The sequence below is a fragment of the Paenibacillus xylanivorans genome (genome assembly GCF_001280595.1).
Taxonomy (GTDB): domain Bacteria; phylum Bacillota; class Bacilli; order Paenibacillales; family Paenibacillaceae; genus Paenibacillus; species Paenibacillus xylanivorans.
Genome location: NZ_LITU01000070.1, coordinates 572,713 through 597,271, shown reverse-complemented (window position 1 = coordinate 597,271; position 24,559 = coordinate 572,713). Strand labels below are relative to the sequence as shown.

The following is a 24,559-nucleotide window of genomic DNA, read 5'->3' as shown; positions in this document are numbered from 1 at the left end:
AAGTGTTCTTTATCAGTTACATAACACTCATAAAAAGGACCTGCCCCTTTAGCGCAAGGGACAGATCCTTCCTAAAATGCATTAAAACATCACCTAAATTAACTCAAGGTTTTCGGGAATAAACCGGTGCTCTTTTTGAGCAATTCCACAGCAATTTTAGCCGCTTCCGCACGAGTCATATTCCCTTTGGGGTTAAATTGGAACTGTGCTTTTTTAGCTCCCGCTACAGTCACAGGACTACCATCCATGATTTTAGCCTTCGTTACAGCTTGCACAGCTGGACGAGCATAATACTCAATTGAGGAAGAATCCAGAAATGACTTACCTAGTGCTGAAGATAGTTTGCTGTCATTGGCTGCAAGTTTGGCGTTCATCGCACGCGCTATCATAACGGCTGCATCTTCTCTGGATATTGGCATTTGCGGCTGGAAGAACCCATCGCTGCGTCCCGTGATAATCCCTACACGTGCTGCTGTCTCAATGGCTTCATAACTCCAAATCTCAGCTCCAGTACCTTTTCCTACATCACTGAATGTTTGCTGCGTCGGAGTAGTAATTGGAATATCCATCCCTTTAACCAACAATGTTGCAAACTCCCCACGTGTCACTCGGTCATCCGCACCAAACGAATTACTCTTCAATGGCTTCATCAGACCTTTGGCATACATTGCATTAAGGTAGTTTCTTGCCCATGGATGGTTCGTAATATCCGCGTAACTTCTGCTTTGTTTCATTACTTTATAATAACCAAACTCATCAAATGGAACAGTTATTGTATGATTTTTCGTATCTACTTTACCACCAATCGGCACCCAGGTGCCCGTCTGCGTTTTGTCCGAAAGACGGAATACGGTGATTGTTGAACCCACATCATCTACAATGGACGGATCATAGTTCAAAATTAATGATCCACGATTGGATGGAGTAAGGATACGTTCAGCGGCAAACGTAGTGAAAATTCCGTCCATACTGTATGGTGTGACTCCATCTGTAGCGGACTTATATCCGCTATCACTTCTATTACCTTGTTCTCCTATCCCTCCATTGATCCAATAAATATCGGAAATCAACGTAAAGTCACTCGTATCCAGTGCAGATGAGAAATTACCCGAAACTGATAACGGAATTTCAATCTTAGGCTTATATTCGCCTCCAACTTCAGTGTCATAACCATAATCATTTATCTTTTCCACTATTCCTTTTCTCGGCTCTGCAATTCCAAATAAAACTTTGTTATTTGGATAGAATTTTGTAATGCCTATTGAATTTTGAGATTGCAAAACGGTCCCTTTAGGGAAAGAAAGTTGTAAATTTTTATTAAATGCTGTATATTTGTTAGCTACTTTAGGAGCCATATACTGTGAATTCGTTGTCACTGCACTAGTGTAGTATACAGAAACTGTATCGCTAATTTTCCCACCATCACGTGTGATCTCAATCTTGATTTTATTATCCTTATCAGGCTTCAATCCCACATAATCGAGCACGAAACGATTATTATAATCTGTGCGCTTCTCAGCAACTTCTTTTCCGATCAGGACTTGAGTTGCTCCCTCTGCTTCAATATCAAATCTTACATAGTTTTTGTTAACAACGATCTGGTCGCCTACCGTAGGTTGAGGAGCTAAGATCCGGTATGGAGCAGGCTCACGTACAACCTCAATCCGTTGTGTCGAGCGAGCACCTGTACTGTTAATCAACTCAAGCGTATACACTTGCGTTCCTGGCGCATCAAATTTCAATCCACGAATCCGTCCGATGAACGAATCCTCATTACCAGCAAAGTCAGAGCCGGTGATATCTCCAACCGTTGAACTGTTGTCTGTACTTTCCAATACTTCTGTATTATTAACAGTTTTACTGAAAATCACTTTTGACCCATAGCTCAAGTTGATATTTTGCGCTCCACTCCCCCGGAACACGAGGTCGAATTCTTTTTCACTCGTTACATACTTACCGTCTCTGAGAATAAAGTCAGGAGTCACCGCAAAAATTCTACTTAATTTTTCTTCTGTGTAGTTTGCGACTGTTTTATTATCAAATGATTCTCTGCTTGTAGGGATACGTGTTGGCATAAAAGAAGCAATGGTTGAATTATACGAATCCACTACATTAATCTTCAGAACCGATGTTATTGTTTTCGGTCGTCCACCCGCATCGTCAACAATGGCACGAATATCAATAGTGTTCTCTCCGTAATAGATTGGACCATTTTTCTTAATCGGCAAACTGAATTTGAACTTTTGTGTTTTCGGGAATGCAATGACCGGAACCTTTGTAGATCCTGCAGGGATTTCCAAATCTGTAGCATTCACTAAACTTTCTACTGTTGTTGCTATCAACTGACCATTAACAAGCATCTCTGCCTTCAAGTCAGTTAGGTCTTTGAAACCTAGGAGTTCACCTTCTACGTTCAGGTATTGCGTTCCTTTGGATGAATCAAACGTGTACGTTTCACCTGTCTGTATACTTCCTACATAGATTGAGCTAATCGTCGCATAAGTAACCTCGACAACCTTAGCCAGATCCGGTTCCGGATTATCACTGAACGAGAAACGGAGTTGCTGTTTACCACTTGCAAGATTCGTCACTTCGTACACCTGCTCATTATCCTTCAGACCTGTTGCACCAATGTATCTTGTAAGAATAACCGGGTTAACCCCTGACGGTAAGTACACACCTTTAAGTACTGGGACAGGGTCCTTGTTAAGCGTGCTTCCTGATTCTACAAGGATATACAATTTATCCTCTTGTAATGTTGCACCATTAAGCGGCCTCTTAGAGTCAACTGCTCCTCCCTTATAGTTAGGCAGGTAATATAGGTTCGTAATGTCTTGTGCACCTGATGAATACACGTAACTAGCTGTATATTCCGCACTGAACGCACCTTGGGCTATTTTCACTACAAGTGTCTGATTCTTGGCAGCCTTCGTACTGTCGGTGAGACTCGGGTTCAGATCATACTCAGCATTGGATGTAAAGCTTACCATCCGATACTTGACGGTTTTTCCATCTGGACCTGTGATCAACTTCTCATCCTGGTCCTGTACTGTAATACTGTAACTTTTACCTTGGACGGTTACGGTACCCTCATCTGCGAATTTGCCACTACCCTCCACATAAGGAACCAGGATCTGACCAGCTAATGTCCCTTTTGTTTTATCTGGGTCCGTGAAGGTTGCCAGATCCGTTTTACTCACTACAGATTTGGTCTCATTTCCAATCGTTACCTTGAGATCTACGAAAGGTTTAGTTTTATCAAAATAATAAACAACACGCTCCGTTTCAATCCCATTAGGCTGACCTTCAATGTTGAACTTCAAAATATTTTTACCGGGTAATAGCTTTATTTGAGATGCAAAGAAACTACCATCCGTTGTTACAGGGGGGTCCATTGGTTCCCCGCCATTAACGGAAATGGAGACTTGTGTTGCATTCTTAACCGTACCTTGGAAATCTACACGCTCTGTATCCACAACGGTCTCGGTACCTTCATTTAGGTTATACGCTACACCGCCACCTGGTATGGTACGGTCTGTATAGAGTATGAAGTTTTCAATATAAGGAGCAGGATCATACATTACATAGAATGAATCAGAACTTTCTACTGAACTATTGCCTTGTGTGCCAATAAACGTAATTCTATTGAATCCTGAAAACAAGCCTACATTACTAGCTGTAAAACGATTACTACCACTATTCGTGATAGCTGTAGTTACAGCACGTGTTTCATCCGGAACCCATTTACGCAAGTTTCCTTCTTCAACTAGCTTTAACTGCTCAACTTTCACTTTTAGACTTGAACCGTTAACCATTGCAAATGTGCCCGTAATATCTAACGAAGAAGTAGGGCTTTTATACACAAGTTCCCTCGACAGGAAGTTGGAATTATCCTTGCCGGGACTAGAATCATAGACAAGTGAAAGCCTTGAACTTTCTCGAATTGTTCGATCGGATGGTGTAAAATACGTCGAAAATGCATCTGCAGCGGATGCAACGGACCCACCGAATAGACCTTGTGGAAACAGTGAGAATACCATAGCGACCAACATGATCCATGCCAACGGCCGTTTCTTTTGTTGCATTACGTATCATCTCTCCTCTTTTTAAGTCAGTTACCGTTATATATCGGCCGAAGGGTTCCAATTATTTAGTAAAAACAGCAAAATAAACAAAAAACCTTGTCCACGAGGGACAAGGTTTGGGTTGAAAGAATATTCAATAATATCAGTAATCGAGCGTTTCTATTTAGGATTTCGAACGGGTTTCCGGGTTCAACTTGACGCGCATACGCATCAGGAAGTTAATGACCGGCCTTCTGGTTTTGCTAACAAGTCCGATGACTTCTGCTCCGACCTGGAGGAAGAACATCATGATACAGATCACGACGAATGTTACCCAGTTGGCTTCGAACATCGCAGCGGAAGATTGGATAATCGCCAGTACACCGAAGAATGCGGCAATACCGTAGATGATCAGTACCGTCTGACGGTGACTGAATCCAAGCTCACGCAGGCAGTGATGCAAGTGACCTTTGTCCGGTGAAAAAATCGGTTTCCGTTGCACCGCACGACGAATGATCGCGAAGAAGGTATCCGAGAGCGGCACACCGATAATGATGAGCGGTGTAATGAAGGACACAACAGCAATTTGTTTAAATCCGAGCATGGACAGCATCGCCAGAGAGAAACCAAGGAATAGTGATCCCGTATCACCCATGAAGATCTTGGCTGGGTGGAAGTTGAAGAACAAGAAACCAACAATACTACCAAGCAGTACAAGACACATCAAGGCAATCATCATGTTACCCATCAGGAAGGACATCACGGCAATGGTACCAATGGCAATACCGGATACACCGGCAGCCAGACCATCCAGACCATCAATTAGGTTAATCGCATTCGTTACACCAACAATCCAGAGGATCGTCAGCGGAATGGACACCCACGCTTCCAGTGAGGAGTATGCATCCTGAAAAGGAATATTTACGAAGTCTACACGGATATTGAATCCGAATACGACTACAGCAGCAGCAACAATTTGTCCGAGCAGCTTCACTTTGGCTGACAGTTCAAAACGGTCATCCAACGCACCAATCAGTACGATGATCGATCCACCAATCAGAAAAGCACTGACAAAGCTCATATCTCTTGTCGTAAACCATGCCGACACAAAAGGAAGCAGTGCAGCAACCGTAATGACAAAGGCCAGGAAAATCCCTAGACCACCAAGACGCGGCATAATCCGAGTGTGCACTTTACGGGCATTAGGCGTATCCATTGCTCCGATTCTGACTGCGAATTTTTTGACAAGCGGTGTCAGGGCAAGAGCCAGTCCCATTGACACGATAAATCCAATGATAAAGATCGCTACCATTTGAACATTCGACCCCCAATTATAATACCTGTAAGAAATTATAAATCCCCTGATCTCTTTTTATATATAAAAAATGTTTTGTTAGTCATTTTTGAATACTTGTTACACGATAACGAAGAGAGCAAGGAAAACCTGAAGAAGCGAAGCGTTCGCCTGAAAGCTTTCTGAAAGAAAGCTACTTCGAAAGCATACGCTATCACCTGATTTCACCCTTATAAAAGGGTAATAAAAGAAATCTGGGGATAACAGCGATCGAAAGGTTGCCTTGCTATCGTAGTTGCTCAGTGTAACGTTTTAATTCAAGCAGCACGACACATGTAATCCGGAATGAATTATACGCTGATCACAGGCGAAATACCAACCTCAATTTTTAGCAAAAACGTTCATTTTACGCGTAATAGCCTAATTTTAACGGACTTTAGTCACGTTTTCTTTGTCCCGCATCACTTTGATGGCGAATTTCGGAAGCGCAAGCATTCGGCCAGCCCGACTAGGTTCGCGAAGCAGACGATAAAACCATTCCAGTCTTAACTTTTGGAACACTTTAGGTGCACGTTTGGTTCTCCCCGAAATCACATCAAAGCTGCCTCCAACCCCCATCGTAACGGGAACTTGAAGCGTATCTTTGTACTTGTGAATCCACGGTTCCTGCGTGTCTGCCCCACGTGCAACAAACAGAAGATCAGGTGAAACTTCACGGATGGAAGCAACAACCTGCTCGTCCTCAGCCGGACCAAAATAACCGTCGCGATAACCTACAATTCGAATCGCCGGATATTGCTCTTGTAACCGAACTGCCGTTTCTTGAATCACCTCAGGTGTGGAACCGAGCAGATACACGCCCCACCGATAGTTTTCTCCAACACGCAGCAATTCATGTAAAAGCTCAAATCCAGGTACCCGCTCTGCCACAGGCTCCCCACAATAATTGGCAGCCCATACAACGCCTGTTCCATCGGGAACAATCATTTCCGCAGATTGCATAACCTTCATCATCGCTGGATTCTCCAGCGCGGCCATCACCATGATGGGATTGGCTGTGATGACCTGGTGCGGCTGCTTCGTGAGCACAGCTTCGCGTAGAACATCTACCGTTTCTTTCATCGTTAGTTTGGAAAAAGGAATACCATAGATCGAAACGGTAGGTATTGGTCCGGTCTGATTCATCTTATCTCACCCTTTGCGGCCTAAATATTTAATAATTTGCTGAGCAGGCACTTTGGCTTCCTGCTTCAATTCGGTAATGCTGTCTTCATGTTCCTTCAGCCACTGTGAACGCTGATCCAACAGGTTAGCCACCGTCTTCGCCAGTTTATCCCCATCCAGCGCATCCGTACTGCCCACGGTTTCACTATCCAGACGCAGCATGAACTGATCAATCTTCGGATCATACGAGATACCAACGGGTGGGACATACTGTGAAGCTGCATAGATCAGACTGTGCAGACGCATGCCGATAACGACATCACAATTGCTAACTTCCTGCAGCATCAGCTGAGGATCGGTGAGATCCTTGGTAATACTTACTTCGCTACCCTTGTTACCGAGGTCACCGAGCATTTCCATGACAAAACGTGAAGCCTGCTCATCATCGGGCAAGTGAAATGGCATAAAGCGCAAGTGAACGGCCTTTTTGGAGCATAGCTTCTTCAATCCCGCAGCAATGGCTGTAAGCTCTTTACGATCGGACTCCCAGAAACGTACCGAAACGCCGATCACCGGGAGTTTGGTATGAATGCTTGCTCCTTGAGCATTAACCACGATCTTCTCGGTAGAAGTTGTTTGTTCAGTAGATTTTTCAGATGATTCTTCAAATGGAGTTTCTACCGAGTTTGAACGTTCGATGTTCGGTTTCACCGAACTTACTTCTTCCGCATTGGCTTCAGGCAGTGGCAGACCCATCACCGGGTCAGGGACCACATGAATCTGATTCCACTGCAATCCGAGCCCGCGCAAATATTCAGCGGATTGTTCATCACGCACAGATACATAATTGCAAGCTTTGAAGACGGATCGAATCATTGGATTGAAAATTTTGCGATTTACAGGTCCAATGCCCTGCGCATAGATAAATGTTGGTTTTTTTAACCATTGTGCCAGTTTGATGACACCCAGGTAGTAAGGGATGGATTTCAGTCCGGTTGCATCCTGCAACAGACTTCCTCCTCCGCTAATTAATCCATCACTTTCCTTGATCGCTTCGCGAACCTCCTTCAACTTCATCCGATGTACTGAACGTACACCGTACATTGAAGTGGTCGACTCCGGGTCACCGGAGAGCACAATCGGCTCAATCGTGACGCTCGATCTGTGACTCTCCTCTTCCAGCGCCGTCAAAATTGACTTTAGTACCGCTTCGTCTCCGCTGTTGTTGAATCCGTAATATCCCGAGATGACTAACTTTTGAGAAGTGGTGACCATTTTTTCCAACATCCTTCCGCTACTTGCCACACACCCACAGCAATGATACCGAAGATTAAGCCAAGTCCCAATCCCATCACTCCACGAATGAGTGACAACACAGCTGGCGTATGGATATGCGCGAACGTATCCACCATGGACAATTGTCCAATTGCTGCAATTATGAGTACAAAGATGACTTTACGATATTTTAAAGCGGCGAACACGCCAACGATAAACAGCGGGTGTCCCAGCATAAATTCTTTGAATCTTGGCCGCACGCCGAATGTGTCTTCCAGCGTTGTACGCAGGAACATCTCGAATGGTGTAACCGAACCAGAGTTGCCTGTACGGCTCAAATAATAGTATCCAACCACAGCAGCAACCAGTGCCAACACAACCATCAATACATTAATCGGTGTACGAAGAATATCCTTAATTTGTTTAATGGAGAACGTACCCGAACCACGGTAAAACAAAATATAAATCGCAACAAGCCCCATCGGTGCAAAGTGCAACAGACTCACGCCTCGGAACTGGTTGATGACCAGACTGTACGTAATGCTGTTCAGCAATGCGATAACAAAAGGCACCGCCAGGAACGAAAGAATCGACGTTCTTACATATAAGAAAATCGTTTGTGCCAATCGACGACCCGCAGGCGCGTCTGGCTGACGTTGTTGCTGATAGTTCACTGTACGCACCGCCAGTACCATCGCAATGGTTGGCGCGCTAATTGCGACCAGCAAGGCAATTCCTTGCTCCAGCAACGTCGGTTTAAGCAAGAATAATCCGGCACTACCTACCAGAGCCAGAGCAAATACCAGCAATGTAAGCAGTGGTACAAAATACGAGACCATAATCGTAATCATTGCGATTGCACCAATCAGGGCAACCAGCTTGGCATAACGCTGAATGGAAGAATCTTTAACCGTGAACGCTTCAGCTTGTCCCAGTTCGTAGCCGTGTTTCCCCATACGTTCAATCGCATGACCAGGTTCACCCAAACTATTGATTAGATTATCAATTGGATTGGTGATCATGGCTTTGGCTGTATTCCGACTTGGCGCAGCATTCATATAGAGCATACGAATGTTGCGGTCTTTGGTAGCCAAAACAAAACGGTCAGCAATAGTGTCTACATCCAGATTGGCGTCCCCGTCACTTAAGGAGTACAGACGAGTTACATTGTAGTCAATTTTATAGGAGAGAGTCTCAAAACCGGATTGTGGTTTCTTCAAGTTCTCAATAGCCGCCAGACCAATATGATGCTTGTTCAGCAGCTGGGCAAACATATCGAGACTCTTCATCTCTGCATTATCATTGTACCCTTTCACAGCATCGCCATCAAACAAGATGCGCTTTACCCCATTCTCTTCGAAGAAGGTAAGCAGGCGTTCCATGGATTCCTGATTGTAAGGAACACTGTCTGCAATCCGTGGCAAAATGTAAAACCCTTTATCACGCAGCATCTTCACGGCAACCGGATCTGGCTGCAAAGGCTGCATGTTCGCATTCTCCGGTGAAGTCTGCAATATTAAGCCGCTACGACCTTCATATTCCCATGGAACCACAGGAATCTCCCGATCGGCGAACGTTTGTTCAATGATAGGGATATACGTTTGTGCATTTTCCTCATTTGTGAACAGCACATACGTGTAATTATCGTTAGAAGGAATGACATTTTGGGTCATGTTCGCAATATCCTGCCCGTTATATACCATCAGACGGCGGGACTTCTTCAACTCTTCCAGTGTACTTTCGAACACCGCCATGGTTGTCACTCCGGCATCTTTCAAACGAGTCAGTTGTTCATTCATGAAGTCTTGCGGATGGGCCTGATAAGCCGAGATATCCAATAGACCCCGATAATTGAAGACAAGCTCCACCTTTTTGGTGGAAGATTCCGTCTGCACCCGATCACTGATGACAGGGATGGAAGCAATCAAACCGATAATAACAACAATCCACAGCCACTTCCGGGAAGCGGTATTCCAATAAAGCCATTTTTGACGCACTACATGTACCTCCTCAAGTGTTGGAACCAAATGCACGTTCAGCTCATGATTTTCATTGCAAAATAGTGAATAAATACCGGATACACACAGCTTGTGTCAACAAACGTGCATCTATCCGCAATTCATCCAAAATAGACGTAGACTTTTACCCTTTTTACCTAAAAGAAAAGCCCCTCCGCCAACCAACCTTACGGTGCGGAGAGGCTTTCTCATGTTCTTGCTCAGTACTGCATTCGTATTTATTGTGCGTCTACACGCGTCATCACTGTAGTAGCCAGACGTTCGATACGGTTTTCCGCGTCTTCCAGGCTCTCTCCGCGCACGGCGAAGTACACTTTGATCTTCGGTTCTGTTCCCGAAGGACGCAGGCAGAACCATGATCCGTCTGCCAAAATATATTTCAGAACGTTCTCTTTAGGCAAGCCATCCAAGCCAAGGGAGTAATCCAGCACATCTTGTACAGCGATGCCGGCTACTTCTTGTGGCGGATTGGAACGCCAGTCGGTCATTTTCGCCTGAATCTGAGCTACGCCATCCTTGCCTTTCAGCGTACGGGACTCCAGCTTCTCCAGGAAATATCCGAATTGGCTGTACAGCTCTTGCAGGACATCATAGAGAGTTTTGCCTTGGTTTTTATAATAAGCAGCTGCTTCAGCAATCAGCATTGCCGCCAGAACTGCATCCTTGTCACGTGCGTAGCTGCCTGCCAGGTAACCATAGCTTTCCTCATAACCAAACAGGAACGTATGACTGCCGGTTGCTTCGAACTGGTTCATTTTTTCACCGATATATTTAAAGCCTGTCAGGGTGTTCATCACTTCTGCACCGTAATGCTCGGCAATGACCGCTCCCATCTCGCTGGTTACAATCGTTTTGATAACCGCGCTATTTTTCGGCAGTTTACCTGTCTCTTGCAAGCGGCTCAACACATAATGCACCATGATAGCTCCGGATTGGTTACCCGAGAGTACGAAATACTTGCCATCATTGTTTTTCACTACCGCACCCATGCGGTCTGCATCCGGATCTGTACCGATCAGAATGTCTGCACCCACGGATTCACCCAGCTTCATTGCAAGCGTAAATGCTTCGCGCTCTTCCGGGTTAGGGGATTTTACTGTGGAAAATTCAGCATCAGGCTGTTCTTGTTCTGCCACAATGTGAACCTGCTCGAAACCGATCTGTTCCAACACACGACGTACAGGCACATTACCTGTTCCGTGCAGTGGAGTGAAGACGATTTTGAAATCACTGCCGACGCCGGATTGAATCAGGTCACGACTGAGACTTAGGCTGGCAACCGTATCAACAAATGCCTGATCTTCCTCTTCCCCAAGCCATACGAGCAATCCTTGAGCTTCGGCTTCTTCCTGCGTCAGCTTTTTCACATCCGCGAGGGAAGGTACTTCCTGAATGTATTGAATGACTTTCTCCGCTTCGTGTGGTACCAGTTGGCCACCCTCGTGGTTGTACACTTTGTAGCCATTGTATTCAGGAGGATTATGACTCGCCGTCACCACAATACCGCCGGTTGCTTGCAAATGACGTACACTGAAGGAAAGCTGAGGCGTAGGACGCAGGGAAGTAAACAGCTTAGCCACAATGCCATTTCCAGCCAGAACCAGGGCAGCATCCAGTGTGAACTCAGGTGAGAAATGACGGGAATCATGCGCGATCACTACAGAAGGTTTACCTTCTTTAGCGCCATGCTGCTCCAGCAAATAACGCGCAAACCCTTGCGTTGCACGACCCACGGTATAACGGTTCATCCGGTTGCTTCCCGCTCCAATCACACCACGCAATCCACCTGTACCAAACTCCAGATTTCTGTAGAAACGATCCTCCAGCTCTTTCGGCTGATCCTGCAAATCACGAAGCTCCTGTTTCGTCGCTTCATCAATCGAAGCATCCTCCAACCACTGCTGCAATGTTTGTGCTGCTGTTCCGCTTAACTGTTCCATTCCTGCAAACCCCTTCCTTCTATATAAAATTCAATTGAATTCTGAACTCTACAATCATTAGCTTGGGTCAGACAGTGCGAACATGATCTCGCCTTCTGCTACCACTTTGTCGCCCACTCTGGCTGTAGCTTTGCCTTTACCAATTGAACCTTTAAGACGCGTAATTTCCACTTCCAGCATCAACGTATCTCCAGGCACAACTTGTCCACGGAATCGGAAGTTGTCCAGTCCCGCCAAAAAGCCGATTTTGCCTTTGTTGCCTTCCAGATTAAGAATGGCTACTGCACCAACTTGTGCCAGTGCTTCTGTAATCAACACACCCGGCATTACCGGATACTCTGGAAAATGACCAATGAAGAAAGGTTCATTAATGGTTACATTTTTTAATCCAACGGCACGTTTGCCATCCTCTAACTCTACAATCTTATCCACCAGCAAAAATGGGGGACGGTGCGGAATAATTTCTTGAATCTGTTTGATGTCGAGCACAGTGTAATCTCCTCTCGGGATGTTTATATGAGAATTCTTCATCATAAAGCTCACATGTGCGCACTGATGACCGTTACGGTTGCGGATCGTTCTTTCGATCGCTGTTGTTTCCGAATGTTTCTGAACTATTTTCAGATGGATAACATTCGGAAACAAAGGCGAGCGCTTCGCTTCTTTAGAACGATTCCGTTCCCTCCACTGACTTTAGTGTGGACATGGAAAATCTGATTATGATCAAGTCGAGCCTCATATAAAAGGTTTTTAATTTTAATGTTGTATGGAAAGCATATTTTCAGTTAACACTAGTTATATCCTTCATGACTGCAGTAGTGAAGGTTAAGATAAGGGGTCTCTCTTCGCGATGACGAATGTCTTTCGCAGGGGAGGCCTCTTTTGCCGTGAAACGTCATCCATCATTATACTGTTTTCAACGCCAAAAAGAAAACTCCTGCCTGCGCAGGAGTTTTCGCATATATCGTTCATCTACGGAGCGAACACCAAATCATATACATGTTCCCATGTACTCCACTGCAATACGGAACCGATATCCTGTTTGCCCAGTACCACGTAGCCAGCCACCAATCCGCCAGCGAGGGCAAGAACAAGTAGGACCGGAACCAGAAACCATCTTGCGATGCGCCATCCACTCTTCTTCTTCTTGACTTTCGTCTTATCCGGCTTACTGTTCTGCTGCTGTGTATCTGTCATCACATTCACCTTTTATGCTCTCATATTGTTGGCAAGACCCGCCATGGAATCACTGGATGTCAGCGCACGTGCCGCCAGTTGGTACGTCCGCTGTCCTTGCATCAGCAAAGCCATCTCTTGTGTCAAATCCACGTTGGATTGTTCAATGTAGCCTGCACGAATCATCGCTGTCGCTTCACGTGTAGCTGCATTGGCTCCAAATACATCATCCTCAGTTAGACCCGCATCCAGACCAAACAGGTTATCCGCATACTGCACAAGCCCTTCCGGGCGCTCGATATCTACCAGTTGCAGTTGGGCACCAATCGTTGCATTGGCTTCATTGCCACGACGGATCAACAGATTACCTTTTTCATCAAAAGCAACCTTGCTATTATTCGGTGCCGTAATGCGATTACCTTGACGATCCAATGCAAAATGGCCATCGCCATTGACCAATACCATCATGTCTGGCGCATTGGGATTCGTTTTGGGTCTTGTATCAGGGACAAAATGGAATGCACCCTGACGTGTCCACATTTTCTCACCATTTGCTTCAACAGCAAACATCGCATTGCCTTCAATCGCCAGATCGGTAGGGTTGCCCGTCTCATTGAGCGTACCCTGAGTCATATCCTTTGTCACATCCGCCAAACGTACTCCAAACCCGAGGTTGTATCCCATCGGGGTCGAGCGTCCATCCAGCTTGTACTTATCCGGCTGCTGCTGCACTCGGGTCAGCACATCTTCGAAGGCTGCTTGCTTACTCTTATAGCCTGCCGTATTCACGTTGGCAATATTATCGGAAATGACATCCAGACGCTGCTGTATTCCGGTCATGGAGACCATTGCACTAATCATGGAATTATTCATACGGTGGTTACCCTCCCTGTTTTCACCCTCCCAAACCCTCCCTGGTAGGGAGGGCCCCAGATGGCGCTGCCCTCTGGACTCCCGAAACAGGCGGAGTGGGTGCGTGGGGTACGATCTTGCTAAGTGACTGTGGTATGTGTGCGCCGCGACTGCCCAGGAACGATTCACGCCATGATTTCACATGGCTGAATCGTTCCTGGGCACGCTCTTTGTGCGACGGGCAGCTCCGCGTGGTCTCTCCCTGCTTTGCTTCGCAAAGGGCTGTCGACACCGTCGCTGCGCTTAGCTTACTCCTGCGCAATCCTCGCATAAGCTCGGCTGCGTTTAGGCTTTCCGCTTCGCGTGAGCCTCTCTGCTTTGCTACGCAAAGGGCGTTTGGCTCTTCTCTACGCGGTTATATTGGTATGATAGCGTTATACACGCCCAACTTCATTAACGGCTTTATCCAGACTGCGGTCGTAGAATTGTACGACCTTCTGGTTCGCTTCATATGCACGGAATGCGGCATTCATATCTACAGTTGCCTGTGATGCATCCACATTCGAGCCTTCCAGGTAGCCCTGACGAATCTGCACATTATCCCCTGCAGCCATCATCCGGGCCGTTGCTCCATTCTGATCATTTAGGCTGAAATTGCCATCACCCTGACGTACCAGTTGGTTGGGTTGATTAATGACACTGATTCCCAATGTAACACCAGTGGGTGCACCCGTCTCTGCATTGACAAGACGACCTTGCTCATCCACTTTAAATTGGTCTACCGAACCTGTCAACACAACGGGTTGTCCATTATTATCCAACACTTGTGAACCCGTTGAGCTCAAGAGCTGTCCAGTTCCTGTAACCTCGAAGTGACCATCACGCGTATATCTTGTGTTGCCTTCTGCATCCTGTACCGTAAAATACGCTTGAGGCTGGTAGGCTACCGTGCCATCAGCCCGTACAAATTTGCCTGAACCATCAAACGGGACAGGTTGCCCTGTCTGTGGATCATTCACGGCCAGATTGGACGAAATGGCAAAATCGCTTTTTTGACCACTCTCCATAATGGCTCCCTGCAAATTCATGGACAAACTTTCTTCCGCGAACACACCCGTGTTCAGCTTGCCCAAACGCTTCGTCGGAAGATTGGCATCTCCGCCTACCAACGTAATGAGCATTTCCGGGAAAGAACGGCTTACGCTGTTCACTTGTTTATATCCCGTTGTGTTCATATTTACGATATTCTGTGTTGCGGTGTCATGGCGGCGTTGCTGCGTAATCATTCCCGCGGTAGCGGTGTACAGACCTCTTAACATGTATTAACCCCTCTCCTCAAGCGCTTGTCCTGCATAACAGGATAACTGCTTGTCCGTTCTTCTCCCGAGCATGGGCGAACCTTTGCTTTTTATATCGGCAGATTAGAACTTTTTCTTAACCACCTGATCCAAATTATTCAACATAATGCCTGTACCTTTGACGACACAATGCATCGGATCCTCTGCAACCCATACCGGTACATGTAATTCATTGGACAAAAGTTCATCCAATCCGTTCAGCAAAGCACCCCCGCCTGTCAACACGACACCTCGATCAATAATGTCCGCCGACAATTCCGGTGGCGTCCGCTCCAATACCGACTTGGCGGCAACGATGATGGATTGCACGGAATCCCATAGCGCTTCCTGCACTTCATTTCCCGACACCGTTACGGTAACAGGCAGACCGGATACCATATCCCGACCACGAATGTCCATCTCCGTTTGACGCCCACCCGGATGAACGGAACCAATCGCAATCTTGAGGTCTTCGGCTGTACGTTCACCAATCATGAGCTTGTATTTGGCTTTGATAAATTTAGTAATCGCTTCGTCGAACTTGTCCCCTGCAACTTTAATAGAAGAGGCGGTGACTACGTCGCCCATAGACAGGACTGCAACGTTAGTCGTTCCGCCGCCGATATCCACGACCATATTGCCGCTCGGCTGAAAAATATCCATTCCCGCACCGATCGCTGCCGCTTTCGGCTCTTCTTCCAGAAATACTTCTTTGGCACCGCTGCGCTCAGCAGCCTCGCGGATAGCCTTCTGCTCCACGGAAGTAATGTTGGTTGGCGCACAAATCAAAATACGCGGGTGGCTGTACCAGCTTCTTGCTCCCACACGATTAATGAAATGTCTAAGCATTGCTTCCGTAATCTCAAAGTCCGCAATAACACCGTCACGCAGCGGTCTAATGGCAACAATGTTACCTGGAGTACGCCCCACCATACGACGCGCTTCTTCCCCAACAGCAAGGACCCGCTTCGTATCGCTTTCAATGGTCACGACGGAAGGTTCATCGAGGACGACCCCACTTCCTTTCACGTGAATAAGCACGTTCGCCGTGCCAAGATCAATACCGATATCCTTGCTAAACATAAAAGAGCCCCCAAAGTGATATTATTTGGTCAGCGTATCCTGTGAAAAAGAGTCCCTTATCACGTCACCGCTCGTTCGACAAAGTGCAACATATATATGTAAAAATCGGGCTGATAAGATGTCATAATTCGATCCTGTACCAGCTTTTAACATATCATACTTCAGGGGAGGGATTCAATGCATGTGTGAGCTTTTTGGCCTACGTCTTTCCGCAGGTCCTTACGATTTAGCCGAAGCCAGCACCTCGCGTTTTTTACCGCTTGTTTTTTTGTATTTGATTTTGGTCGCTTCACCGCCCCGCAAATGACGGATGGACTTGTGATACTCCAAAATGTGTTTCACCTGGTCAGCAAGATCAGGGTTAATTTCCGGCAGACGCTCCGTCAGATCCTTATGCACAGTACTCTTTGACACGCCGAATTCCTTGGCAATGGTACGGACCGTATTCCTCGTCTCAACAATGCAGCGACCAATTTTTATGGTCCGTTCCTTGATGTAATCGTGCACGCTCCCGCCTCCCTACTGTGTGGATAGTTTGGTACATTATATGAGGAGCATGCCTATATATTCGCGGTTTAACAGTGTGACAAGCTTCGAAGGTCCCATTATTTTCTGAAAAGCACAAAAAGAGCAGAGGAGAATCCCCTCTGCCCGTCATGTTCCTGCGGTAAAAATCATTTATTTTTCCGGAAGATATCCTTGTGGGTTAACCGGTTGTCCGTCTTCGTAAACTTCAAAGTGAAGGTGGTTACCCAGCGTTTTTTCCAATTCATTGACGCCGGCCGATGCAATTGCATCTCCTTGCTTCACTTCATCATCCTGTTTTACTTTGACGTCAGCTAAGCTTTGGTATACGGTCTTGAGGTTATCACTATGTGTGATTTCCACAACTTGACCTGTCAGCGGGTTTTGTTCGACCCGGGTCACTTTTCCGCCGAGTGCTGCTTTGACTTCGAACGTTTTGTTATCACCCCGTGCCAGATCTACACCCGTGTTCGGAATGAATGTGTCATTGTACTGCACCATCGCCGCTTCATGTTCCTCGGTTGAAGCTTCGTTGTCATAGAAAGGTTTTACTACCGAAACTTCTGAAGGAACCGCTACCGGCCATACGAAATTCTCCGACTTTGCAACAACTTCCACACTTTCCTGTTCTCCGTTTACTGCTGTTCCTTCTGTACCCGATGCACCTGTTTCTACTACCCCACTCGTAGGATCCGAGTTCAGCGTTTTTTCGCCTGTGCCCTGATAGACCCACACTAAGGTTAGTATAATGCCTGCTGCTGCGATGTAGGCTGCCGGGAAGACCCAACGTTTGGACATTGCTCTTTTCCATGAAGAGGGCTGGCTAGCCGGTACTCCTTGAGTTGTTTTAGGAGTTTCTTCTTGGACTGTTTTTTTGTTTTGTTCATTCATCTTGATCACCTCAGTAACAAGTGTTACCGGGTGCAACTCTTTTATACACGCGCGACTCTAATTATTTTCACAGAGCTTTCAAAGAGTGCTATATATGCGGGAATGTGCTCAGTGCGTGCGCCGCTTCGGGGCCAGAAAATCTTTCGACCGGCTGTTACTCCCAGATTTCTTCTATCACCTTCTTCAAAGGTGAAATCCGGTAGTAAAGGCGGACACTTCGTTTCTACAGGCCTTTTCTGTCCCCTCCGCTCTCCATACGCTCGACACTCTCCGCATATATAGCCAAGTCGTGAAAGCCCCGAGGGGTGATTGGTAGAGAACCTGGATTGGCTGTAATAAGCCAACCCTTCTATGAAATGTGTTGGTGAAATCAATTTAAAGTGATTATAGGTAGGTTGAGATTAGCTATATAGGCGATTATAAGACGTCTGAGATTCTTTAGCCCTCCAAGCCGGGAAGAAGGGGAGCCTGAACAGATCACTGTTCACCTGCTGCTGTTATCCTTATCCATTCGTTCCAGTGTTTCTACTTCGATGCCAGCATCTTGGATGCCTGTCCGAAGGAGATGCCGGTGTAGTAGTGTTTGAGAATCTGGGTCGCGGTGTGACCCTCCTGTGCCATGCCGTTGGCCCCCCACTGGCTCATTCCGACTCCATGACCGTATCCATAGGTTGTAAGCTTGACCTTGTCCCCGTCTGTCTTCCAACTGAACTGGCTGGATCTCAGCCCAAGCAGCTTTCGAACCTCTGGCCCGCTAAACGTTTTCCCTGCAATCTGTATTTCCTTGATTCGATGACCCTTCGTAGTAGATAACACTTCCATCCATGAGCCATTCTGCTGGGCGGTAACCGGGATGGAGCTCGCCCCCAGATTCAACTTTTGGAGAATCTCACTGCGCTTCATCGTGATCGTTTCCTCAAAACCCGGAGCCAGGTTTTTATCCCACGGACTCGCTACACTTTGCAAATAAGGTACAGGGTTGCCCCATACATCCTCTGCATTTTCCGTATACCCATTACTTGTAGAGAAAAAGGAAGCAGTAATCGCTTTGCCCTGATATGTCATGACAGCATCTCTGCTTTCGCGGACAGCCTGTTGCAGCTTCTCCCATTCCTTTGCTTTCCCCAGGCGCGTCCAGTCCACTTTCACTTGTTCTGGTGGTATAAACACCTGATGACTCACGGTATCCGTTACATCAGCTTCTCCTGAAGGTACACCGCTTGTATCATTGGCTGCCAGCCTCCTCACGATAAATGTCCTTGCAGCAATGGCCTGCGCTTTCAGAGCTTCCAATCTGAACTCAGCTGGCATCTCGGCAGCGATCACTCCCGTAACATAATCTTCAAGGGGAAGATTCATCGTCGTAGCGGTAGCAGACAGGTATACCCTTACTTTAGGTTCAGGGTAAGTAACGGGCACAGCTGGAGAAGGTGCTGGAGTCGTGACACTGCCTGTACCTGGTGGGACTGGGATCGGTTTAACAGGGTCATCCGTCCGTGGCCATACTAGAATGGCGGGGATTAACAGCGCAAGCGCCAGTACGGCCGATACAGCCGCTGCCGGCTGCCAGCGAGTGTTGCTCTTTCCCCATCTGCGGCCTCGGCCGAACGTACGCATTCGGCGCCGCTTCACACGACGAAACTGGTCCAATTCAATGACAGGCATGTGTATCCGCATTGCAGCTGGCCCGGCTGACTCCTGTTTCGGGCCAGGCCGTCTAGGAGATGTTGGTGTAGTCTCTTCTGGAACAGTTCTGATGTTCGTTGAAGCAAGCTTGTCTTTCTCCACACCGAAACCAGCATTCTCCTCTGGCTCCTTCACTTGTGGACGAGGGACAAGAGGTACCTTAACCTGCACGCGGGCTTCTTTCATTTTGATATAACCCTCCGTTGTCCATGGCCGGTCAAGCGCCGGTCCTTTGTTCAAATCCATAGTTTAGGGTATGAGCTGGCCCGATCTGATAGAACCTGATTTAAGAGAAACGATGGCATTCCACATGTGGTGATTTCTAACTTACTCCTGATATGTATTATTGAAAAATGTTGATCTGTCGCGGTATTCCGTTGCATAGGGCACCATCACTCCCGCAAAAACATGCTCTTTCATTCTGTTCAGAATGGGTACAGAATATGATGTTATGCTATATAAGTTAGGACCAGCTATTAATAGAATCAGGTACTGATTGCGTTAATTGTTGAACACAAAAAAAGCCAAGCCAGATGGCTTAGCTTTTGATAAATTATTTGACAGGAGCCCTGCTCTCGTAACCGCAATTCACACTGATATGTGATTGATACTACGAAGAGCAACGACCATGGTCCTAGTCTACGTTAAGCCCAGGTCGGTTGTACTTTGAAAAGAGGTACTTCTTCCCCGACTTTTTCATTCGATGCTTTAACTGCATCCAGCTTAGGCTCTTCAACCGAAATACGATAAATATCGGCTCCGAGTCCGTTAAGCTTCTCAGCGAGATGGACGTAGCCACGGTCGATGTGATGAACACCGCCTACTTCTGTTGTACCTTCAGCAACAAGACCCGCAATAATGAGTGCGGCACCCGCACGCAAATCGGTAGCTGTTACTTTGGCACCCTTCAGCTTGGCATTGCCTGTGATGATGGACGAGCGTCCTTCAACTTTGATCTCCGCATTCATCAACTGGAATTCATCCACATGCATGAAGCGATTTTCAAAAACAGTCTCTGTTACAACAGAGGTACCTTCAGAGGCAAGCAAGAGCGCCATCATTTGGGATTGCATATCAGTAGGGAAACCTGGGTATGGTAATGTTTTCACATCCACGGCCTTGAGCGGACGATCCGCAATAACACGAACGCCATTCTCGTCAGGATGAATCGTTACACCCATCTCTTCCATCTTCGCAATAACAGAACCCAAATGGTCGGAAATCGCACCTTCGATATACACATCACCACCGGAGATTGCAGCAGCAGCCATATAGGTACCTGCCTCAACCCGATCCGGAATTACGGTGTGCTTCACGCCAGACAGTTTCTCCACACCTTCGATGCGGATGACTCCTGTTCCGGCTCCCCGCACTTTGGCACCCATTCCATTCAGGAAATTGGCAAGATCCACGATCTCTGGCTCTTTTGCCGCGTTCTCCAGAACAGTTACACCTTCAGCCAATGTTGCGGCCATCATAATATTTTGAGTGGCACCTACGGAAGCCACATCCAGATAAATTTTCGCGCCACGCAACCGTCCTTGGCTGCGAGCTTCTATATAGCCTTGGCCCAAGCTGATCTCAGCGCCCATGGCTTCAAAACCTTTCAAATGCTGATCAATAGGCCGTGTACCGATGGCACATCCACCAGGAAGCGAAATTCTTGTATGACCCATACGCGTCAACAATGGCCCCATGACCAGAAAAGACGCCCGCATTTTACTTACCCATTCATACGGTGCCTCACAGGAAGTAAGTTTCTCCGCATTTACGGTAATCACTTCGTCCCGGTATGTAACACCCGCTCCCAGCGATTCCAACACCTTGTTAATCGTCATCACATCGTCTAGAGGAGGAGCGTCAATAATAACGCTTTGTCCTTCTTCCCCTAAGAGAGAGGCAGCGATGATCGGAAGAACAGAATTTTTAGCGCCGCTAACTTTGACACTTCCGGTCAACCTTTTGCCACCGCGGACGATAAATTTGCTCATCATGGTTCCCTCCGCGCTTTTATTCCCTTTTCTTCATTCCGGAATACGTGAGCCCTTCTGTAATAGAAAAGACTGTTGCTGTGTGTGGAATTTCGACATAGCCTGGCAAATAATGCCCTTGATGTCTATTCAGAAAAGAATTGGTTTATAATCCATATCGATGATACCACGTGCATTGCATAATGCCTTCCGACTTGTAAATGTAATGCCTTACAGGCCAGCAAGCATCTGAACAGACAGATTGGGATGATTATTAGCCGGATTCAACCGGATATCCCGTTTATAACCACAAAATAAGTGAACAATTGTGAATTCCCTAACTTCCATCATAACATTGTTGAATTGTACGATACAAGCATTTTTACATAAAACATCTCAAATTCATCCAATTACACGTCACACTTTTTTCTTAATTCCTGTGCCGACAACTCATACTCTAATTGTTAACACAATTAATCGATGTTATTCGACATTGAACTGCTTGAAGAACCTAACAGATGATTAACCAACCATCTCAACATTAAAACAAATAGCGCAACATTTGTGTCCATGACAAATAGTCAATGACAAAGCCTGAAACAGCGTGCCCAAGTATAATGGCCAACAATAAGTGTAACAGTCTTCCCTGTGCTCCTCGTGGCTGCCTGATGATTAAATCCAGCTTGAGATTCTGCAAAGCCCACCACGCCAACGCTATACATAAAAGAGAGACGATAATTGAGACTAAGCCATTCGTACTTAATGTCTGGTTCAACTGATTCGTCAGGTCAGTATCCATATATTCATTACCTCCACATTTGTTGCAGCGATCAGCATAATTATGCCTGGCATCCATAACTTGTTAGAACAATGGATTGACTTGAACACAACGCACTGAGCCTACTGTCAGAATTACTCCTGCTATGCAGGAAATCTGGATGCCCAATCATGGAGCAGCAACAATCTGGCTGTGAATGACTATGGAATTCATCAACGCAGCTTCCTGCATCTGCTGACTCTATGGAATATAGGCTCTTTCATCATACATTGTCAATTACATTGATTTCCACTTAGATCATATTTTAAATTCAAAATGCCGGGATTTTGTGACTAAAACGACATAAAAGAGCGTTATTTCGATATCGATCCTGTCATTTCCTCGGAAATAATTTGGATTTCCGTCGTTAAAAATGGTTCCATCAGTGATCATTATCGCCACGACTTTAGTCCTACATTCTATTCAACTGCCCATAAACGGTGAATACAATTAACTTTATTTGCCGTTAAATTTCGTGCTTCAGCTGAAGATTGCGTCCATATATTTTACTGTAACTGGAAAAATAACGCTCAGAAAACTCAAAAAAGCCCGGCAGACTAAGCCGCCAGGCTCCAATGAACAGTTTATTTACCGTATACGTTGATCCGGTTAACCGCTTTTTGCAGAGCAATCTCTGCCCGGCGGTGATCAAAATGGTCCTGATTGCTTTGGCTGCCGAGCCGGCGTTCTGCCCGCTCTTTCGCTGCACGCGCACGGTCCACGTCAATGCTTTCCGGGAATTCGGCACTCTCTGCAAGCACAACAACCTTATCCTTACGGACTTCGATAAACCCGCCACCAATAGCGACGCGCTTGTTCTCTTTTCCGTTTTTGATATAGATTGGTGCGATTTGCAAAGGTGTAACCATAGGGATATGACCTGGCAGAATGCCCAGCTCCCCTTCAATGCCACGAGCTGTGATACTATCCACTTGTTCTGAATATACCAGACGCTCAGGCGTTACAATTTCCAACAAAAAGGTGCTCAATTCCATCCCTCCTGAAACTATCCGATAGCTCGCTTCATAAGGACAATCCTGGATTCAGATTATACCAGTGTTTTGGCTTTCTCCACTGCCTCTTCAATCGTACCCACGAAGAGGAAAGCTGCTTCCGGAAGATCGTCGTGCTTGCCTTCGAGAATTTCTTTAAAGCTGCGCACCGTTTCTTTAACCGGAACGTATTTACCCGGAATACCGTTAAATGCTTCAGCAACGTGGAATGGCTGGGACAAGAAACGTTGAATTTTACGAGCACGGTAAACGAGTGCTCTGTCTTCCTCACTCAGCTCGTCCATACCCAGAATCGCAATAATATCCTGCAACTCATTATAACGCGCCAAGATGCGTTTAACGCCTTGAGCTACGTTGTAATGCTCTTCTCCTACAACTTCAGGGGACAAGATCCGTGAGCTGGATGCCAGCGGATCTACCGCAGGGTAGATACCCATCTCGGAAATTTTACGTTCCAGGTTTGTCGTTGCATCCAAGTGGGCAAACGTCGTTGCTGGAGCGGGGTCAGTATAGTCATCCGCAGGAACATAGATAGCCTGGATGGATGTTACAGAACCTTTTTTAGTCGAAGTGATACGTTCTTGCAGTTGACCCATTTCCGTTGCCAGCGTTGGTTGGTAACCTACCGCGGAAGGCATACGTCCGAGCAAGGCAGATACTTCTGAACCTGCTTGGGTGAAACGGAAGATGTTATCGATAAAGAGCAACACGTCACGGCCTTCTTCATCACGGAAGTATTCCGCCATCGTCAGACCTGTGAGGGCTACACGAAGACGTGCGCCTGGAGGCTCGTTCATTTGTCCGAAGACCATCGCTGTTTTGTTGATAACGCCGGAATCACTCATCTCGTGATACAAGTCATTACCTTCACGCGTACGCTCACCAACACCGGCGAATACGGAGATACCACCGTGTTCTTGTGCGATGTTGTTGATCAATTCCTGAATCGTTACGGTTTTACCTACACCGGCACCACCGAAGAGACCGATTTTACCACCTTTGGCGTAAGGAGCCAGCAAGTCGATAACTTTGATTCCTGTCTCCAGCATTTCAGCCTGGGTAGTCAGTTCATCAAATGCAGGAGCCGAGCGGTGAATCGGATTTTTATGTGCAGCAGCTACAGTGCCGCCAGTATCAATAGCTTCGCCGAGTACGTTAAATACACGACCCAGTGTTGCTTCCCCGACAGGTACAGAGATTGGAGCTCCTGTATCTACGGCTTCCATACCACGAACGAGTCCGTCCGTGGAGGACATCGCGATACAACGTACCCGGTTGTCACCCAGATGCTTGGAAGCTTCGAGTGTAAGATTCACACTTACGCCGCTTTCGCTTACTGTAGTGATCGTAATGGCATTGAGGATTTCCGGCAGACCGCCGCGATCAAACTCGACGTCAACAACCGGACCCATGATGCTCACAACGCGTCCTTTGTTCATCTTAACGTTCCCCTC

The 24,559-nt window shown here is 46.6% G+C and carries 18 protein-coding genes; all 18 read right to left on the bottom strand.

The genetic code is table 11. From position 1 onward, the window contains the following. Nucleotides 1-98 precede the first annotated feature (98 nt). The gene (locus AMS66_RS22360) at nt 99-4,085 is read right to left on the bottom strand and encodes an S-layer homology domain-containing protein (protein ID WP_053782861.1); all 3,987 of its coding nucleotides are present in this window, start codon (nt 4,083-4,085) and stop codon (nt 99-101) included. 163 nt (nt 4,086-4,248) lie between these two features. Then, entirely contained in the window at nt 4,249-5,376 is a 1,128-nt protein-coding gene (locus AMS66_RS22355; protein WP_053782860.1) for a glycosyltransferase family 4 protein, read from the bottom strand. Nucleotides 5,377-5,784: 408 nt separating this feature from the next. After that, nucleotides 5,785-6,543, bottom strand: coding sequence for a WecB/TagA/CpsF family glycosyltransferase (locus tag AMS66_RS22350; protein WP_053782859.1), 759 nt, complete (start codon nt 6,541-6,543; stop codon nt 5,785-5,787). A 6-nt stretch (nt 6,544-6,549) separates the two neighbouring features. Beyond that, nucleotides 6,550-7,797: a polysaccharide pyruvyl transferase CsaB gene (csaB, locus tag AMS66_RS22345; protein WP_053782858.1), complete on the bottom strand. Its 1,248-nt coding sequence runs from the start codon at nt 7,795-7,797 to the stop codon at nt 6,550-6,552. Further along, complete coding sequence (locus tag AMS66_RS22340) at nt 7,773-9,794, bottom strand: DUF5693 family protein (RefSeq protein ID WP_053782857.1); 2,022 nt, start codon at nt 9,792-9,794, stop codon at nt 7,773-7,775. The genes csaB and AMS66_RS22340 overlap by 25 nt, the downstream gene beginning before the upstream one ends. Before the next feature lie 239 nt (nt 9,795-10,033). Further along, nucleotides 10,034-11,755, bottom strand: coding sequence for a phospho-sugar mutase (locus AMS66_RS22335; RefSeq protein WP_053782856.1), 1,722 nt, complete (start codon nt 11,753-11,755; stop codon nt 10,034-10,036). Nucleotides 11,756-11,812: 57 nt separating this feature from the next. Continuing rightward, nucleotides 11,813-12,244, bottom strand: a complete 432-nt coding sequence (gene fabZ / locus AMS66_RS22330; RefSeq protein WP_024632705.1) for a 3-hydroxyacyl-ACP dehydratase FabZ — start codon at nt 12,242-12,244, stop codon at nt 11,813-11,815. Between the two features lie 483 nt (nt 12,245-12,727). Continuing rightward, nucleotides 12,728-12,952 carry a DNA-directed RNA polymerase subunit beta gene (locus tag AMS66_RS22325; RefSeq protein WP_024632706.1) on the bottom strand — a complete coding sequence of 75 codons (225 nt, stop codon included), beginning with the start codon at nt 12,950-12,952 and terminating at the stop codon, nt 12,728-12,730. Between the two features lie 12 nt (nt 12,953-12,964). After that, nucleotides 12,965-13,804: a flagellar hook-basal body protein gene (locus AMS66_RS22320; RefSeq protein WP_053782855.1), complete on the bottom strand. Its 840-nt coding sequence runs from the start codon at nt 13,802-13,804 to the stop codon at nt 12,965-12,967. A 413-nt stretch (nt 13,805-14,217) separates the two neighbouring features. Beyond that, nucleotides 14,218-15,102, bottom strand: coding sequence for a flagellar hook-basal body protein (locus tag AMS66_RS22315; RefSeq protein ID WP_053782854.1), 885 nt, complete (start codon nt 15,100-15,102; stop codon nt 14,218-14,220). 102 nt (nt 15,103-15,204) lie between these two features. Beyond that, entirely contained in the window at nt 15,205-16,203 is a 999-nt protein-coding gene (gene mreB / locus AMS66_RS22310; protein WP_053782853.1) for a rod shape-determining protein, read from the bottom strand. A 219-nt stretch (nt 16,204-16,422) separates the two neighbouring features. Further along, entirely contained in the window at nt 16,423-16,710 is a 288-nt protein-coding gene (gene spoIIID, locus AMS66_RS22305; protein WP_024632710.1) for a sporulation transcriptional regulator SpoIIID, read from the bottom strand. Between the two features lie 171 nt (nt 16,711-16,881). Beyond that, nucleotides 16,882-17,619, bottom strand: coding sequence for a M23 family metallopeptidase (locus tag AMS66_RS22300; protein WP_053782852.1), 738 nt, complete (start codon nt 17,617-17,619; stop codon nt 16,882-16,884). 525 nt (nt 17,620-18,144) lie between these two features. Next, nucleotides 18,145-19,491 (bottom strand): stage II sporulation protein D, encoded by a 1,347-nt coding sequence (spoIID, locus tag AMS66_RS22295; RefSeq protein WP_053782851.1) that lies wholly within the window; start codon nt 19,489-19,491, stop codon nt 18,145-18,147. Nucleotides 19,492-19,949: 458 nt separating this feature from the next. Continuing rightward, nucleotides 19,950-21,296 carry a UDP-N-acetylglucosamine 1-carboxyvinyltransferase gene (gene murA, locus AMS66_RS22290; protein WP_082350839.1) on the bottom strand — a complete coding sequence of 449 codons (1,347 nt, stop codon included), beginning with the start codon at nt 21,294-21,296 and terminating at the stop codon, nt 19,950-19,952. Nucleotides 21,297-21,816: 520 nt separating this feature from the next. Beyond that, nucleotides 21,817-22,074 (bottom strand): DUF1146 family protein, encoded by a 258-nt coding sequence (locus AMS66_RS22285; RefSeq protein WP_053782849.1) that lies wholly within the window; start codon nt 22,072-22,074, stop codon nt 21,817-21,819. Between the two features lie 602 nt (nt 22,075-22,676). Further along, complete coding sequence (locus AMS66_RS22280; protein WP_053782848.1) at nt 22,677-23,081, bottom strand: F0F1 ATP synthase subunit epsilon; 405 nt, start codon at nt 23,079-23,081, stop codon at nt 22,677-22,679. A 59-nt stretch (nt 23,082-23,140) separates the two neighbouring features. Next, the gene (gene atpD, locus AMS66_RS22275; protein WP_024632716.1) at nt 23,141-24,544 is read right to left on the bottom strand and encodes a F0F1 ATP synthase subunit beta; all 1,404 of its coding nucleotides are present in this window, start codon (nt 24,542-24,544) and stop codon (nt 23,141-23,143) included. Nucleotides 24,545-24,559 lie beyond the last annotated feature (15 nt).